Source organism: Geobacter psychrophilus, from assembly GCF_056821595.1.
In genome coordinates this window covers 1869814-1884294 of sequence record NZ_JBXDTU010000004.1, presented here as the reverse complement: position 1 = coordinate 1884294, position 14481 = coordinate 1869814, and the positions used below count along the sequence as shown (strand labels likewise).

Below are 14481 nucleotides of genomic sequence, written 5' to 3'. Positions count from 1 at the left end.
CAGTCGCCCTTTGCTTTATTCTCCCCAGCGTTTGAAGAGTTCATGTTCAATTCCCAGTTGATCCAGGATCTTGCCCACCACAAAATCAACCATCTCGATCACGGAATCCGGTTTGTGATAAAAGGCCGGCATGGCAGGTATGATCTGAGCTCCGGTGCGGGAGAGCTTGAGCATGTTTTCCAGGTGGATCTCGGACAGCGGCGTTTCCCGCGGAACCAGCAGCAGGGGGCGGCGCTCCTTGAGCATGACATCGGCACAGCGCTCGATCAGGTTGCCGGAGATGCCGCAGGCTATGCGTGCCAGGGTGCCCATGCTGCACGGCACAACCACCATGGCATCCGGCGCGGCCGATCCGCTGGCAGCCGGGCAGAACAGGTCGTCGGGATGGACCATCTCCAGCCCTGAATCAATTTCCAGATGATTGTAGAGACGCTGCGTAGCCTTTGTCAGGTCGCCGGAAAGGTCCAGACCGGTTTCTTCCCGGCAGACCAGGGTGCCGCTGCAGCTGGCCGTGAAGGTTACTTCAATCCTGTTCAGACAGAGCTGCTCAACCAGACGCAGGCCGTAGACCGTGCCGGAGGCCCCGCTCAGGGCCACGAAAATCCTTTTTTCCGCCATACTTACCTCACCAGTACTTCCAGCGCCGTAACCATCAGGATGGCGACGCTGATGTAGCCGTTCATGTTGAAAAAGGCCGCATCCAGTTTCGTCAGGTCACCCGAACGCAGCAGCCAGTGCTCATAGAGCAGCATGGCTGTCACCACGCAGATGCCGGCAATGAAGATGCCCCCCAGGTGCATGCTGGCGGACAGCCATATCAGCAGCAGCAGCATGATCAGATGAAACAGGCGCGCCGCCCAGAGCGAGCCGTTCACACCAAGAACAACCGGGATGGAGTGCAGTCCGGCCGTGCGGTCGAATTCCAGGTCCTGCAGGGCATACAGGATATCGAAACCGGCCACCCAGAAGAGCACAATACCGCCCAAAATCAGCGCCGGCGGGTCGATGGCGCCGCGGATGGCGAGCCAGGCCCCGATGGGGGCCGCAGCCAGGCAAATCCCCAGCACAACATGGGCCAGAGCGGTGAAGCGCTTGCAGTACGAATACAGTACCAGGAAAAAGACTGCCAAAGGAGCCAGTTTGAGGCAGAGCGGATTGAGTTGTGCCGCTGCCACCAGCAACAGGGCCAGTGATACCATGATGAACAGCAGCGTTACGCCTTTCCCGATCAGTCCGGCCGGTATGGCCCGTCCGGCGGTGCGGGGATTGCGGGCGTCGATCTCGGCATCGATCAGGCGGTTGAGTCCCATGGCAGCGGTGCGTGCTCCGGCCATGGCCATGATGATCCAGAACAGCTGGGCTGCACCAGGTAGGCCGCCTGCCGCCAGCAGTGCGCCGGTGAGGGCGAAGGGCAGGGCAAAGATCGTGTGGGAAAACTTGATCATCTCCAGAAAGACCGTGATCTTCTGAAATATAGTGGTGCCAGGTGTCGTTTCAGTCATGAATTATATCCCGTATTCCTGCCAGCGACGCTGCACCTGCTGCTCCATTGGCGGGTCGCTGGAGAGCGGCGGGTGTGACCTGTCGTTCGTGGCATCCAGCGCAGTCCGTTGCTGGTCGCTGTCGTGGAAGATTGCCCGGGTAAACCCGGGGGAGTTTATGGCGCGCCAGGCCACCACGGCCGGATCGGACGGGTCTGCACCGGCATCGACAAAAATCAGCAGACGGGCAGCGCTAAACCAGGGGGTGCCCCAGAGAAGGGCGGCAATCTCCCTTACCACGCCGGGCTTCGGGTTTTCAAGGGAAATGATGGCGCTCTGGTGGAAGATCCATTCCAGAGGAAAGTGGATATTGTAGATTGACGGCACCAGCCTGTGCAGAAATGACAGCAGCAGCCGCTCCCAGGCCTTGGCCATCCAGCAGTCCTCCATGGGGGGCGGCCCGACAATCGTGGCCGGGATGATGGCGTCCGGACGCAGGCTGATGGAGGACACCCGCAGCAGGGCAGCCGGTCCGGCCGGTGAATAGTAGCCGGTATGGTTACCGAAGGGGCCTTCCATTACGCTTTCGGATGGGTGAACAACCCCCTCGATCACTACATCGGCCCGGCTGGGTACCTGCAGCGGCTGGGTCCGGCAGGCCGCCATTCCGAGCGGTGCGCCGCGCAGGAAGCCGGCAAAGGTGGTCTCGTCCAGCGCTCCCGGCAGGGGCAGCATGGCGCTGAAAAGGCAGGCCGGGTCTCCGCCCAAGGCAATGGCCACCGGCATCGGCTTGCCGAGACGCTGAAACTCCGCCAGGTGACCGGCGGCGCCACTGCCGGCCTTCCAGCGAATCGCCAGTTCCCCCGGCCCCAGCAGTTGCGCCCGGTACATGCCACAGTTGGGGGCGCTGCCATCCGGCCCGGCGGTGTAGACCTGCGGCAGGGTGATGTAGCGGGGGTGCCCGCCGGCGGCACCGTCACCCGGCCAGCTCTGCAGGAAGGGGAAGGCTGTCAGGTTGGGCCGGGTCATGACTTCGCTCCAGCTGGGAGGCAGCAGCAGTGGTGCAAATCGTGAAAACTCCACCAGCGCCCCGATCTGCCGGTCCAGCTGAGACAGCTCCGGTGCGGCGATCCGGCCCAGCAGGGCATCCATCCTGGTTGTCAGGTCGTTAAGATTGTCAACCCCCAGGGCCAGGCAGGTCCGGGAGGGAGAGCCGAACAGATTGGTTGCCACGGGAATACGGGCACCTTTCGGGTTCTCGAACAGCAGCGCCCGCCCACCTCCGGGCTGTTTGCAGACCCGGTTGGTGATGGCGGCGATTTCCAGGCAGGGATCGGTCTCGACGGTAACGCGGGTGAGTTCATCGCGGGATTCGAGGAGGGAAATGAACTGCTGCAGGTCGTGTATGGACATGGGGCGACGGTTTATTCCCCGAAGCGGTTGCGATAGTACTCCGCGCCGCGCCGGCGCTGGATGGCCAGGCGATAGAGCCCTTCGTATTTGAGGGCTGCTTCTTCCCAGGTAAAGCGCTTTTTCATCCCGTTTTTGCGCAGGGCCTTGAGGCCTTTGGGATTGTTGAAGAAGGTGTAGGCCGCCCAGCCGATCGTATCGAACAGGGCTGTTGCGCTGTGCTGCCAGAACTTGAGGCCGTCGCCGGTCAGCGCGACCTCGTCAAAATTCTCGACACTGTCGTCCAACCCCCCGGTGGCCCGTACGATGGGGGGGGTGCCGTAGGCCAGGCTGTACATCTGGTTCAGGCCGCACGGTTCAAAGGACGATGGCATGACAAAGAAATCCGCCCCGGCCTCGACCTTGTGGGCCAACGCCTCGTTGTAGCCGATGTAGCAGGCGAATTTGTCCGGATGGGCTGCGGCGATGTCGCCGAAGTAGAAGTGGGCCCAGGGTTCACCGTTGCCGACCATGACGAACTGCACGTCCATTTCCAGGATGCGGTGGATCGCCTCGGCGATAATGTCGGTGCCCTTTTGCTGCACCATGCGGGATACGACCCCGAACAGCGGAACATCCGGCCGCTGCGGCAGACCGAGGGTAGCCTGCAGGTCCTGCTTACAGATCGCCTTGCCCTTCATGTTGCGCGGGGAGTATTTGGCGGCAATGTACGGGTCATGGGCCGGATCCCACTCCTCATAATCCACGCCGTTGAGGATGCCGTACAGGTCGGCGGACCGCTCACGGACCACGTCCTCCAGCCCCCAGCCGTATTCCGCGGTCTGGATTTCGGCGGCGTAGCACTCGCTGACCGTATTGAGCAGGTTGGCGTGGTTGATGCCCCCCTTGAGCAGGTTGACCTGGTCGTCCTTTTCCAGGTCGAGATAGTTGAAGTGCTTCCAGCCGATACCGAGCACCTCCATCAGGCCGGGATAAAAATTGCCCTGATGCTGCATGTTGTGCAGGGTCAGCAAAGAGGCGGAATCTCCCACGAAGCGATCATGCAGGTAGGTGGTGTTGAGCAGGGCGGGAATGACGGCGGTGTGCCAGTCGTGGGAGTGAATCACGTCGGGACGGAACGCCAGCATCTTGCAGAGTTCCAGGGCCGCTTTGGAGAGAAATACAAAGCGGTTGTCGTTGTCCAGGTAGCCCTGGCCGTCCTGCTGGTACAGACCGGCACGACCGTAGAACTGTTCGTGTTCCAGGAAGTAGATCGGGACCTCACTGCCCGGCAGGTGTCCTTCGTACACGCCGCAATACATGTAGCCGATGATACCCATCGGTACCACCAGCGTACCTGGCAGCAGGCGCAGGCTGTATTTTTCAAGATTTACGCTGTAGTAACGTGGGATGACCACCCGCACATCATGGCCCAGGCGGGCCAAGTATTTGGGCAGTGCCCCGACTACGTCGCCCAGTCCGCCTTCCTTGGCAAAGGGTGCGGCCTCGGAAGCGACAAACAGGAGCGACAGGTGTTCAGTGGGATTCATTCATACTCCGAAGGTTACCAATTCCATATCAAGGCCCTATCTTCGTTGGCTCGTCTTCGGCAGCTCAACGTACTGTTATGTACGCCTCGCTGCCTCAATCCTTGCCGCCTTGATATCATCCTTGATCTGGAATTGGAATTAGGCGGGAACATTTTCCCAGTCAGCCAGGAATTTCTTGATGCCGGCATCGGTCAGCGGGTGTTTGGCCAGCTGGATCATGACCGAATAGGGGATGGTGGCAATATCGGCGCCGATCAGGGCCGAATTGAGCACGTGGATCGGGTTGCGGATACTGGCAACAATGATCTCGCTGGTATAGCCGTAGTTGTCGAAGATGGCGCGGATCTCTTCGATGATCCCCATGCCGTCCTGGGAGATGTCGTCCAGGCGGCCGACAAAGGGCGAGACATAGGTGGCGCCGGCCTTGGCAGCCAGCAGGGCCTGCATGGAGGTAAAGATCAGGGTGACATTGGTCTTGATCCCTTTGTCGGTGAGGGCTTTGCAGGCCTTGAGGCCTTCCGGTGTCATCGGCAGTTTGACGACGATGTTCTTGTGGATCTTGGCCAGCTCCTTGCCTTCCTTGATCATGCCTGCTGCATCCAGGGAGATGACTTCGGCCGAGATCGGACCGTCGACGATGGAAACGATTTCCTTGATGACGTCCTTGAATTTGCGCCCCGATTTGGCGATCAGCGAGGGATTGGTCGTGACACCGTCTACCAGGCCGAGATCGTGAGCCTCACGGATTTCCTTTACATCTGCTGTGTCGATGAAAAATTTCATGTTTCCTCCGGGTACTTGATATAATGCGTTGATTATGGCTGTTGAGAGTGATCAAGCTGGTCACGGTATTTTTCGAGGCAGGACATGGAGCAGAAGTAATGACGCTGACCGTCAAGTTTGCCCACCACGGCATCATCTTCCGATACATACATGCCGCAGACCGGGTCGCGGTGCGTCACGGCGGCATCAGCGCTGCGGCCATGACTGACGGCTTCCGTTTTTTTAGCCGTGACCATGGCCTTGATGACCCGGTAGCCGATATAGATGAGCAGCAGCCAGACAAGCAGCCGAATCATGGAGTCTCCGTCATATTCGCGTCACGATTTCATTGGATTGTAGCGTGGACAGCAGCTCTGCAATGGTGGTCCCCAGCAGCGGGTGTACCAGTTCAGGTGCAATATCGCACAACGGCTGCAGTACAAAGCGCCGTTCCGCCATGTGCGGGTGCGGCACGGTCAAGCCCTCATCAGCAATGCATGCGTCGCCATGGAGCAGCAGGTCCAGGTCGATCCTGCGCGGACCCCAGTGGGTTGTGCGGGTGCGACCAAAGACATCCGTTTCGATGTGGAGCAGCCGCTCCAGCAACTCGTGGGGGGTATAGACCGTGTGGAGCCGCAGGACAGCATTGTAGAACGAGGGCTGATCGGTGACGCCTACCGGTGAGGTCTCATAAAATGGTGACAATCCCGTAACCTTGCACTCATGAAGCCGGCCGATCTCAGCCACGGCACGCAACAGATTCAGTTCACGGTCTCCCATATTGGAGCCGAGGGCTATGTACGCATCCGTATGCATCGGAAGATTAAAGCATAATGACATGATGGCGTCAACCGCGCAGTAGGCTTAACAAAAAAACACCCTGGTAGCTAGGAGGGAAGCTGCCAGGGCAAATGAGGTCTAACAAGACCTCTCATGTCTTATTTATACCAAAATGTCACGCGGGTTGCAAGCAAATTATTGTTGAGTGAACTGCAATCAACATCCGCTTGTGGTAAATGAACAACAGTCGAACAGCGGGCAGTCGCTGCAGCGAGGCTTTTTGCGGCAGAACTGCTTGCACTGTTCCACAATCAAGGCGTGGTAGTTGTTGAAGAGCTGCACATCCGCCGGCAGGTTAGCCATAAACATGTCCCGGGTATGGTCATAGCCGGCCTTTTCCGGCAGCAATCCCAGACGGTGAAACAGGCGCCGGGTATAGGCGTCTACCACAAAGGTCGGTTTGTTGCCGGCATACAGCAGAATCGAGTCGGCTGTCTCCGGTCCGATTCCGTGGACCTGGAGCAACTCCTTCCGCAGCATGTGCCATTCTCCACAAAACATACGCTCCAGAGATCCCGCATGCTGCTGAAACAGCCATGTAACAAATTCTTTCAACCGCTGGCTCTTGATATTGAAAAAACCGGCCGGACGTATCAACTGGGCCAGTAGTTGCGGTTCGACATCCCGCACCGCAATCGGGGTCATGATCCCTGCCTGCTTGAGGGCGCAAATCGCCTTTTCCACATTGGTCCAGGCGGTGTTCTGGGTGAGGATGGCTCCGACGCAGACCTCGAAGGGTGTCTCGGCCGGCCACCAGTGCAGCGCTCCGAAACGTTCGAACATGCGATCGTAGATAGTCATGAGGCATTCCGTTGAAGGCGTCACGGGAGTTTTTTGTCAACTGAAACGGGCAGGCCTTCGGCAATTGTAGGGTATTGCAGCTGGACACCAAGCCGCTCCAGCATACGGTTGTTGTCAATCACCCGCGAATCGCTGACGTAGGAAAACATGAGAGGTGACATGACCTGCCGGGCCTCTTCCCTGCTCACCTGGGGCTGGCGGGGATAGCCCAGGGCGTCGGCGCAGGCGTTGAAATAGGTCGTCATGCTGGAGGGGTGTCCGTCACTGACATTGAAGATATCGCCATCCCTGCCCTGTTCCGCCGCAGCCCAACAGATACGTGCCAGATCATCGGCCTGGATGCGGTTGCTCGGGCCGGATTCCTCTTCCCGCAGGAGCGGCTGGCCCTGGCTGATCTGCATCAGCGGCAAACGGCCCGGTCCATAGATGCCGCTGACCCTCAGGATGATGATCGGAACATTGTTGGTTGCGCCGTATGCTCTGAAGGCGGCCTCCGCGTCCAGGCGGCGCTTGCCCATGGCCGATGACGGGGCGGTTTCAGATAACTCCGTTACGGTGCCGCCGGTAGCTTCGCTATATACGGAGGTGGCGCTCATGTAGATGATCCTGGCCGGTGGAGCGCCTCCGGAAAGTGCTGAGCAGAAATGACGGGCGCGGGAATCAGTAATGCCTCCTCCCGGCGGCGGCACAAAATAGTACAGGCTGCTGCCTTCAGCGTCCAGTGCCGGAATGCGGAGTGGCTCATCAAAACTGCAGGACAGAGCGGTGAAGCCCCCGGATTGGAGGGCTGCCTGATGTTCCGCTGCGCGCACCAGGCAGGTGACTGCAGCGCCCGAGTCTTTACCGATCCGTGCGACGCGCGAGCCGATATAGCCGCAGCCGGCAATGATAATTTTCTTCATGAATATCTCCCGCCGCATGAAAAAAGGCCCTGCGGATAGCCGCAGGGCCTTGTAGTTAAACGCTTACGAACTTATTTCTTTTCATAGGTCAGCGCTGCCAGTTTTTCGTAGTACTCGAAACGGCTGGCGGTCCAGGCGGTGGCCTTTTTCATCAGGATGGCCGCCCCTTCCGGGTTGGTCTTCTGCAACACTTTGTAGCGGTTCTCGCCGTAGGCGTACTCCTCGAATGAAGTGGTCGGCGATTTGCTGTCCAACTGCAGCGGGTTTTTGCCTTCGGCTACCAGGGCAGGATTGTAGCGGTACAGCGGCCAGTAACCGCAGGATACGGCCCGCTTGTTCTCATCTACACCCTTGGTCATGTCGATGCCGTGGGCGATGCAGTGCGAGTAAGCCACGATGATGGATGGTCCGTCATAGGCTTCGGCTTCCATGAAGGCCTTGACGACCTGGCCAGGGTTGGCCAGGGAGACATTAGCGACATAGACATTGCCGTAGGCCATGGCCATCATGCCCAGGTCCTTCTTGGCCATGGCTTTGCCGCCGGCGGCGAACTGTGCCACGGCGCCGGTCGGGGTGGCCTTGGAGGCCTGGCCGCCGGTGTTGGAGTAGACTTCCGTATCCAGGACCAGCAAGTTGACGTTCTTGCCGGAGGCGATGACGTGGTCGAGACCGCCGTAACCGATGTCATAGGCCCAGCCGTCACCACCCACGCACCAGACCGACCTCTTGACCAGATAGTCTGCCAAGGGGAGGAGCTGCTGGGCAATTTTATCCTTGCTGCCCTTAAGGGCCTTTTTGAGGTCTACAACCCGCTCGCGCTGTTTCTCGATACCGGTCTGGTCGGACTGGTCAGCGGACAGGAGTTCTTTGACCAGCGGCTGGAAGGTTTTGCCTGATTTGCCGGCAGCCAGTTCTGCGGCCAGTTCGCGGGCTGATTCGGTGAATTTGTCCACCGCCAGACGCATGCCGAAACCGAATTCAGCATTGTCCTCGAACAGTGAGTTGGACCAGGCCGGTCCGCGGCCGTCGGCCCGCTTGGCCCACGGTGTGGTCGGCAGGTTGCCGCCGTAAATGGAGGTGCAGCCGGTGGCGTTGGCGATCATGGCCCGGTCGCCGAACAGCTGGGACAGCAGTTTCAGGTAGGGGGTCTCGCCGCAGCCGGCACAGGCGCCGGAGAATTCGAAGGTCGGGCGAACCAGCTGGCTGCCGCGCAGGGTGTCCAGTTTGAGCTTGGTGGCGTCCATGTCGGGCAGGGACAGGAAGAAGTCCCAGTTGGCGGCTTCAGTGGCCCGCAGGGGCACCTGGAACTGCATGTTGATGGCCTTGTGATTGGCGTCTTCCTTGCTCTTGGCCGGACAGTTATGCACGCAGGCGCCGCAGCCGGTGCAGTCTTCCGGAGCGACCTGCAGGGTGTATTTCATCCCCTTGAACTCGGGCAGTTTGCAGTCGGTCGCTTTGAAGGTCTTGGGGGCACCTTTCAGCAGTTTGCCGTCATAGGCCTTCATGCGGATGGTGGCGTGCGGGCAGACGAAGGAGCAGATGCCGCACTGGATGCAGATGCTTTCATCCCAGACCGGGATGTCGACGGCGATGTTGCGCTTCTCGTACTGGGAGGTGCCGGTCGGGAAGGTGCCGTCGGCCGGGATCAGGGATACGGGCAGATCGTCGCCGAAGCCGGCAATGATGCGGCCGGTGACCTCCTGGACGAATTTGGGGGCGGTCTTGGCGACAGCCGGCGGCATTTTGAGCTTGCTGGTGGCCTTGGCCGGGACCTTGACTTCATGGATATTCTTGAGTGCTTCGTCGACGGCGGCGTTGTTCATGGCGACGACCTTGTCGCCTGATTTACCGTAGCTCTTCTTGATGGCGCCTTTGATTTCTTTCAGGGCTGTGGCCAGCGGGATGATGTTGGAGATCTTGAAGAAGGCGGTCTGCATGATGACGTTGATGCGGGCGCCCAGTCCCAGTTCTTCACCCAGCTTTATGGCGTTGATGACGTAGAATTTGAGTTTCTTGTCGATGATCTGCTGCTGGACCTCTTTGGGCATCTTGTCCCAGACCTCATTATGCTCGAAGGGGGAACAGAGCAGGAAGGTCGCGCCCGGCTTGGCCTGGCTGACCATGTCGTATTTCTCCAGGAAGGAGAAGTTGTGACAGGCGATGAAGTCGGCGTGGTCGATCAGGTAGGGGGCGTTGATGGCCTTTTTCCCGAAGCGCAGGTGCGAGATGGTGATGGTGCCGGCCTTCTTGGAGTCGTAGACGAAGTAGGCCTGGGCAAAGTTCTTGGTGGTCTCGCCGATGATCTTGATGGTGTTCTTGTTGGCGCCGACGGTGCCGTCGGATCCCAGACCGAAGAACATGGCTTCGTAGGTGCCGTCCATGACGTTGCGGAAGGAGGGGGTGTACTCCAGGCTGCAGTTGGTGACGTCTTCCTTGATGCCGACAACGAAGTGGTTTTTCGGCTTGGCTTTCTTCAGGTTGTCCAGGACCGATTTGGCCATGGCCGGGGTGAATTCCTTGGAGCCCAGGCCGTAGCGGCCGCCCACGATGACCGGATAGCCCTTGAAGCTGAATTTGCCGGCTGCCATGGCTTCGCCGATGGCGGTACGGACATCCAGGTACAGAGGCTCGCCCAGGGAGCCGGGCTCTTTGGTGCGGTCCAGGACAGCGATGCTCTTGACGGTCTTGGGCAGGGCCTTGATGAAGGCGTCCAGCGGGAAGGGACGATACAGGTGGACCTTGACGACGCCGACCTTCTCACCCTTTTTGATCAGGGTTTTGACGGTCTCTTCGACGGTATCGGCGGCGGAGCCCATGACGACGACAACGCGCTCGGCGTCTTTGGCGCCGGCGTAGTCGACCAGTTTATACTTGCGGCCGGTCAGTTTGCCGAATTTGTCCATCTCTTCCTGGACGATCTTGATGCAGGGTTCGTAATACTGGTTGACGGTTTCACGCCCCTGGAAGTAGACGTCCGGGTTCTGGGCGGTGCCGCGCATGACAGGACGGTCGGGGGACAGGCCGCGCAGGCGATGGGCATTGACCAGTTCGTCGCTCATCATGTGGCGCATATCGTCAAAGGTCAGTTCTTCAACCTTCTGGACTTCGTGGGAGGTGCGGAAGCCGTCAAAGAAGTGCAGGAAGGGAATCCGTGAACGCAGGGTGGCGGACTGGGCGATCAGGGCGAAGTCCATGACCTCCTGGACGTTGTTGGAGCAGAACATAGCCCAGCCGGTGGAACGGCAGGACATGACGTCCGAGTGGTCGCCGAAGATGTTCAGGGCGGCGGCCGAGATGGCACGGGCCGAGACGTGGAAGACGGTGGAGGTCAGCTCTCCCGCGATCTTGTACATGTTGGGGATCATCAGCAGCAGACCCTGGCTGGCGGTGAAGGTGGTGGTCAATGCGCCGGCCTGCAGGGCGCCGTGCACGGTTCCGGCAGCGCCGCCTTCTGATTGCAGTTCTGCTACCAGCGGGATGGTGCCCCAGATGTTTTTCTCGCCGGCGGCGCTCTTGGCGTCGGAGATCTCTCCCATGACCGATGACGGCGTAATCGGGTAGATGGCGATGACTTCGTTGGTGGCGTGGGCCACGTGGGCGGCGGCGGTGTTGCCGTCGATCGTTACCATTTTTCTGCTCATGCGTTCCTCCTGTGTGGGTTTATCCTGAATTCGTTGTCCGAATAGTGGCTGATAATGTTCTACAATTCGTTCCTGCCCTGCAGCGCCCACTGAACCGTGGCCGCATCTACAAACTCTATATCACTGCCCAGCGGGATGCCATGTGCCAGTCGGGACACCTTGACGCCCGTTGGTTTGAGCACTTTCGTCAGGTACAGGGCCGTGGCTTCGCCCTCTACCGTGAAATTGGTGGCGATCACCACTTCGCTGATCCCCCCCCGGTCAACCCGTGCCAGCAGTTCTTCGATATGCAGAGCTGCGGGACCGATACCCGCCAGGGGCGATATGGCACCTTCCAGCACATGGTACACGCCATGGTAGGCGTTGCTTCGTTCCAATGCCATCAGGTCCTGGGAGTTCTCCACGACGCAGACAATACTGGCATCGCGGCTGCCGCTGCAGATCGAACAGGGGTCGTCTTCGGTAATGGTGAAGCAGGTTGAGCAGGTGCGTATCCGCTCTTTTACCGTTGTCAAGGCCTCTGCCAGTGCAGTCAGGTTCTGGGGTGACTTGAGCAAATGAAACGCAAGTCTGAGGGCGGTGCGCTCACCCACTCCGGGCAGTTTCTTTAATTCTCCCACCAGACGCGAGAGCGAGGAAGCTTTAGTTAGCATAATTCCCGGGGCAAATAAAACAATTTTTTAGTATTATAGCGAGGTTAAAAAAGATGCTCCCCCGTTGTGGACGGGCCAGATGGCATCCGAAAACCAAGGAGGAGCATGAAAACAAGAGTTTGTACCTGTAGTGTGTCAGAGAGACGCGCTGGTGTATCACGAACTCTATTAGCCGAACTAAAACTTTTAGTCAAATTAAAAAACAGGTTGAACGTAATTTCCGTAATAATGTATGCAACTGCCCGTTAATGCTAAAAAAGACCAGGAATGCTCATGCCGCCAGTGATTTTTGACATTTCGTCGGAAAGTTCGGCATGAACCTTTTTCAGCGCCTCGTTAACGGCAGCAATGATAAGATCCTGAAGCATCTCGACGTCGTTGGGATCCACGGCTTCTTTTTTTATTGAGAGTGAAGTTATTTCGTTTTTGCCATTGACGGTGACCGCGACCGCGCCGCCTCCGGATGTTGCATCAGCCGTCTTCAGTGAGGCATCTTCCTGGAGTTTGGCCATCTTCTGCTGGATCATCTGGGCCTGCTTCATGATGCTGGCTAAACCTTTTGACATTTTTCATCCTCCGTGTGGGAAATTAGTATCAATATTTGCCCTGATAAACAGGATTACGTGCGCTGACAAAATATGTTCTGAAAAATGCCGTATTTTTCAACGTACAACGACATTCCTGTATTAATCTTCACGAATATCGGTGATCGTGCCGCCGAACAAACGCAGTGCTTCGTTGATCACCGGATGAGCCGCAACCTCCTGCTTCAATGACTCGATTCGTTGTTCCTGATCACTCTTTTTTTTTTCTGCCAATGACAGTGGCGAATCACCAGTCTCCGGGATAATTGGCTTGATCCGTACGGTTGTTGCGGCGCCGCTGAACTCTTCCGCCAGTTCCTGGATTTCCTTGATTGAATCTGCGTCCTGAAGCGAGGTCAGGTAGTAGCTGCCGGATGGGAAGCCGATCTCCATCAGTCCCGGCTCAAGTTTCAGGGGACTGCCGTGTTCCAGCACCGAACCGGTGGCCGGCCGCTTCCCGACAGTGAAGGCTACAAAGCGTTCCCAATCCGAATGGGAACCATGCGCGTGCGGTTTCTGCGCAGTTGGCTTTGGAGCCTGCGGCGCAGCTGAGTCTGGTTGGCTTGCAACCCGCTGAGGTTCCGGTCGGCTAGGTGTAATGTCGCCAGAAACCGGCGGTCGGCCGGCATTCCAGGGCAGCGCTGGGGTGTGGACCGCCCCGGTCTCCAGCATCTTGATCTTTTCGATGAGCTCGTTGATCGGGATGATTGGGACAAGGGTGGCCGCCTTGAGCAGTGCCATCTCCAGGATCAGGCGCTGGAACGAAGCGAAGGCCATCTCGCCGTCGGCCTTAATCAGCAGCGTCAGGCGCCGCTGGATGTCCGCGGCCGAAAAGCCGGCTGCCTGCTGGCGCAGCTCTTCCAGTTCGGCATCGGCCAGGTCGAGGATCTCCTCCGGTTTCTTGACCGAACGGATCACCAGCAGGTAGCGGAAATGTTCGATCAGATCCTGGCAGAACTGGCGCATGTTGTAGCCGACAGTGTCAACCCGTTTGATGCCGGCCAGCACTCCCTGGGTGTCTCCGCTGAAGACCGCGGCCGAGATGTCGGCCAGCAGGCGCGGGTCCACGGCGCCGATCAGGGTGACTACGTCCTCGTCCGATACGGAGCTGTCGCAGAAGGCCAGCACCTGGTCGAAGGCGGTCAGCGAGTCGCGCATGCTGCCGTCACCCTTGCGGGCGATCAGGGCCAGGGCCGAATCGCTGATGATGACCTGCTCCTTGCCGGCGATCTCTCGCAGGCGGGTGATGATCTTGGCGACCGGGACCCGCTTGAAGTCGAAGCGCTGGCAGCGGGAAAGTATGGTGATCGGGAGTTTGTGCGGTTCGGTGGTGGCAAAGATGAACTTGACGTGTTCCGGCGGCTCTTCCAGAGTCTTCAGCAGGGCGTTGAAGGCGTTGGTGGAGAGCATGTGGACTTCGTCGATGATGATGATCTTGTAGCGGCTGTGGGAGGGGAGGTACTTGATGCTGTCACGCAGTTCGCGCACATCCTCCACGCCGTTGTTGGAGGCGCCGTCGATCTCGAAGACGTCGGTGGAGGTGCCTTTGGTGATTTCGATGCACTGCGGGCAGACGTTGCAGGGTTCGTGGGTAACGCCCTGTTCGCAGTTGAGGGTCTTGGCCAGGATGCGGGCCGTACTGGTCTTGCCGACGCCCCGGGCACCGGTGAACAGGAAAGCGTGTGCGACACGGCCGGAATCGATGGCGTTCTGCAGGGTGCGGCTGACATGCTCCTGCCCGGTCAGCTCCGAAAATGATTGGGGGCGGTATTTTCTGGCCAGAACTTCATACGACGTGCCGTTGGACAAAGGGTTGAACCTCGCAGGTCATCTGGTGCCCCCGCATGGGAGGATGTGGCCGAGGAGAACGTGGAAATC

General features: G+C 58.8%; 13 protein-coding genes. All 13 read right to left on the bottom strand.

From position 1 onward, the window contains the following. Positions 1–15: 15 nt before the first annotated feature. Positions 16–618, bottom strand: coding sequence for a UbiX family flavin prenyltransferase (locus tag ACOCF6_RS11150; RefSeq protein WP_482460451.1), 603 nt, complete (start codon positions 616–618; stop codon positions 16–18). 2 nt (positions 619–620) lie between these two features. Further along, entirely contained in the window at positions 621–1502 is an 882-nt protein-coding gene (locus ACOCF6_RS11145; RefSeq protein ID WP_482460450.1) for a UbiA-like polyprenyltransferase, read from the bottom strand. A 3-nt stretch (positions 1503–1505) separates the two neighbouring features. Then, positions 1506–2894 (bottom strand): UbiD family decarboxylase, encoded by a 1389-nt coding sequence (locus ACOCF6_RS11140; protein ID WP_482460449.1) that lies wholly within the window; start codon positions 2892–2894, stop codon positions 1506–1508. Positions 2895–2905: 11 nt separating this feature from the next. Beyond that, positions 2906–4420, bottom strand: coding sequence for a glycogen synthase (locus ACOCF6_RS11135; protein ID WP_482460448.1), 1515 nt, complete (start codon positions 4418–4420; stop codon positions 2906–2908). A gap of 138 nt (positions 4421–4558) precedes the next feature. Continuing rightward, positions 4559–5203 (bottom strand): fructose-6-phosphate aldolase, encoded by a 645-nt coding sequence (gene fsa / locus ACOCF6_RS11130; protein WP_482460447.1) that lies wholly within the window; start codon positions 5201–5203, stop codon positions 4559–4561. A 32-nt stretch (positions 5204–5235) separates the two neighbouring features. Next, a complete protein-coding gene (locus tag ACOCF6_RS11125; protein ID WP_482460446.1) occupies positions 5236–5499 on the bottom strand; it encodes a YHS domain-containing protein in 264 nt (87 codons plus the stop codon). A gap of 10 nt (positions 5500–5509) precedes the next feature. Further along, a complete protein-coding gene (gene folK / locus ACOCF6_RS11120) occupies positions 5510–6022 on the bottom strand; it encodes a 2-amino-4-hydroxy-6-hydroxymethyldihydropteridine diphosphokinase (RefSeq protein WP_482460445.1) in 513 nt (170 codons plus the stop codon). 156 nt (positions 6023–6178) lie between these two features. Further along, positions 6179–6823 (bottom strand): endonuclease III domain-containing protein, encoded by a 645-nt coding sequence (locus tag ACOCF6_RS11115; RefSeq protein WP_482460444.1) that lies wholly within the window; start codon positions 6821–6823, stop codon positions 6179–6181. 20 nt (positions 6824–6843) lie between these two features. Next, positions 6844–7725: an SDR family oxidoreductase gene (locus ACOCF6_RS11110; RefSeq protein ID WP_482460443.1), complete on the bottom strand. Its 882-nt coding sequence runs from the start codon at positions 7723–7725 to the stop codon at positions 6844–6846. 71 nt (positions 7726–7796) lie between these two features. Beyond that, positions 7797–11366: a pyruvate:ferredoxin (flavodoxin) oxidoreductase gene (gene nifJ / locus ACOCF6_RS11105; protein WP_482460442.1), complete on the bottom strand. Its 3570-nt coding sequence runs from the start codon at positions 11364–11366 to the stop codon at positions 7797–7799. Between the two features lie 59 nt (positions 11367–11425). Beyond that, positions 11426–12019 (bottom strand): recombination mediator RecR, encoded by a 594-nt coding sequence (gene recR, locus ACOCF6_RS11100; protein WP_482460441.1) that lies wholly within the window; start codon positions 12017–12019, stop codon positions 11426–11428. 251 nt (positions 12020–12270) lie between these two features. Further along, a complete protein-coding gene (locus tag ACOCF6_RS11095; RefSeq protein ID WP_482460440.1) occupies positions 12271–12585 on the bottom strand; it encodes a YbaB/EbfC family nucleoid-associated protein in 315 nt (104 codons plus the stop codon). Positions 12586–12705: 120 nt separating this feature from the next. Beyond that, positions 12706–14412 carry a DNA polymerase III subunit gamma/tau gene (gene dnaX, locus ACOCF6_RS11090; RefSeq protein WP_482460439.1) on the bottom strand — a complete coding sequence of 569 codons (1707 nt, stop codon included), beginning with the start codon at positions 14410–14412 and terminating at the stop codon, positions 12706–12708. Between the last annotated feature and the right edge of the window lie 69 nt (positions 14413–14481).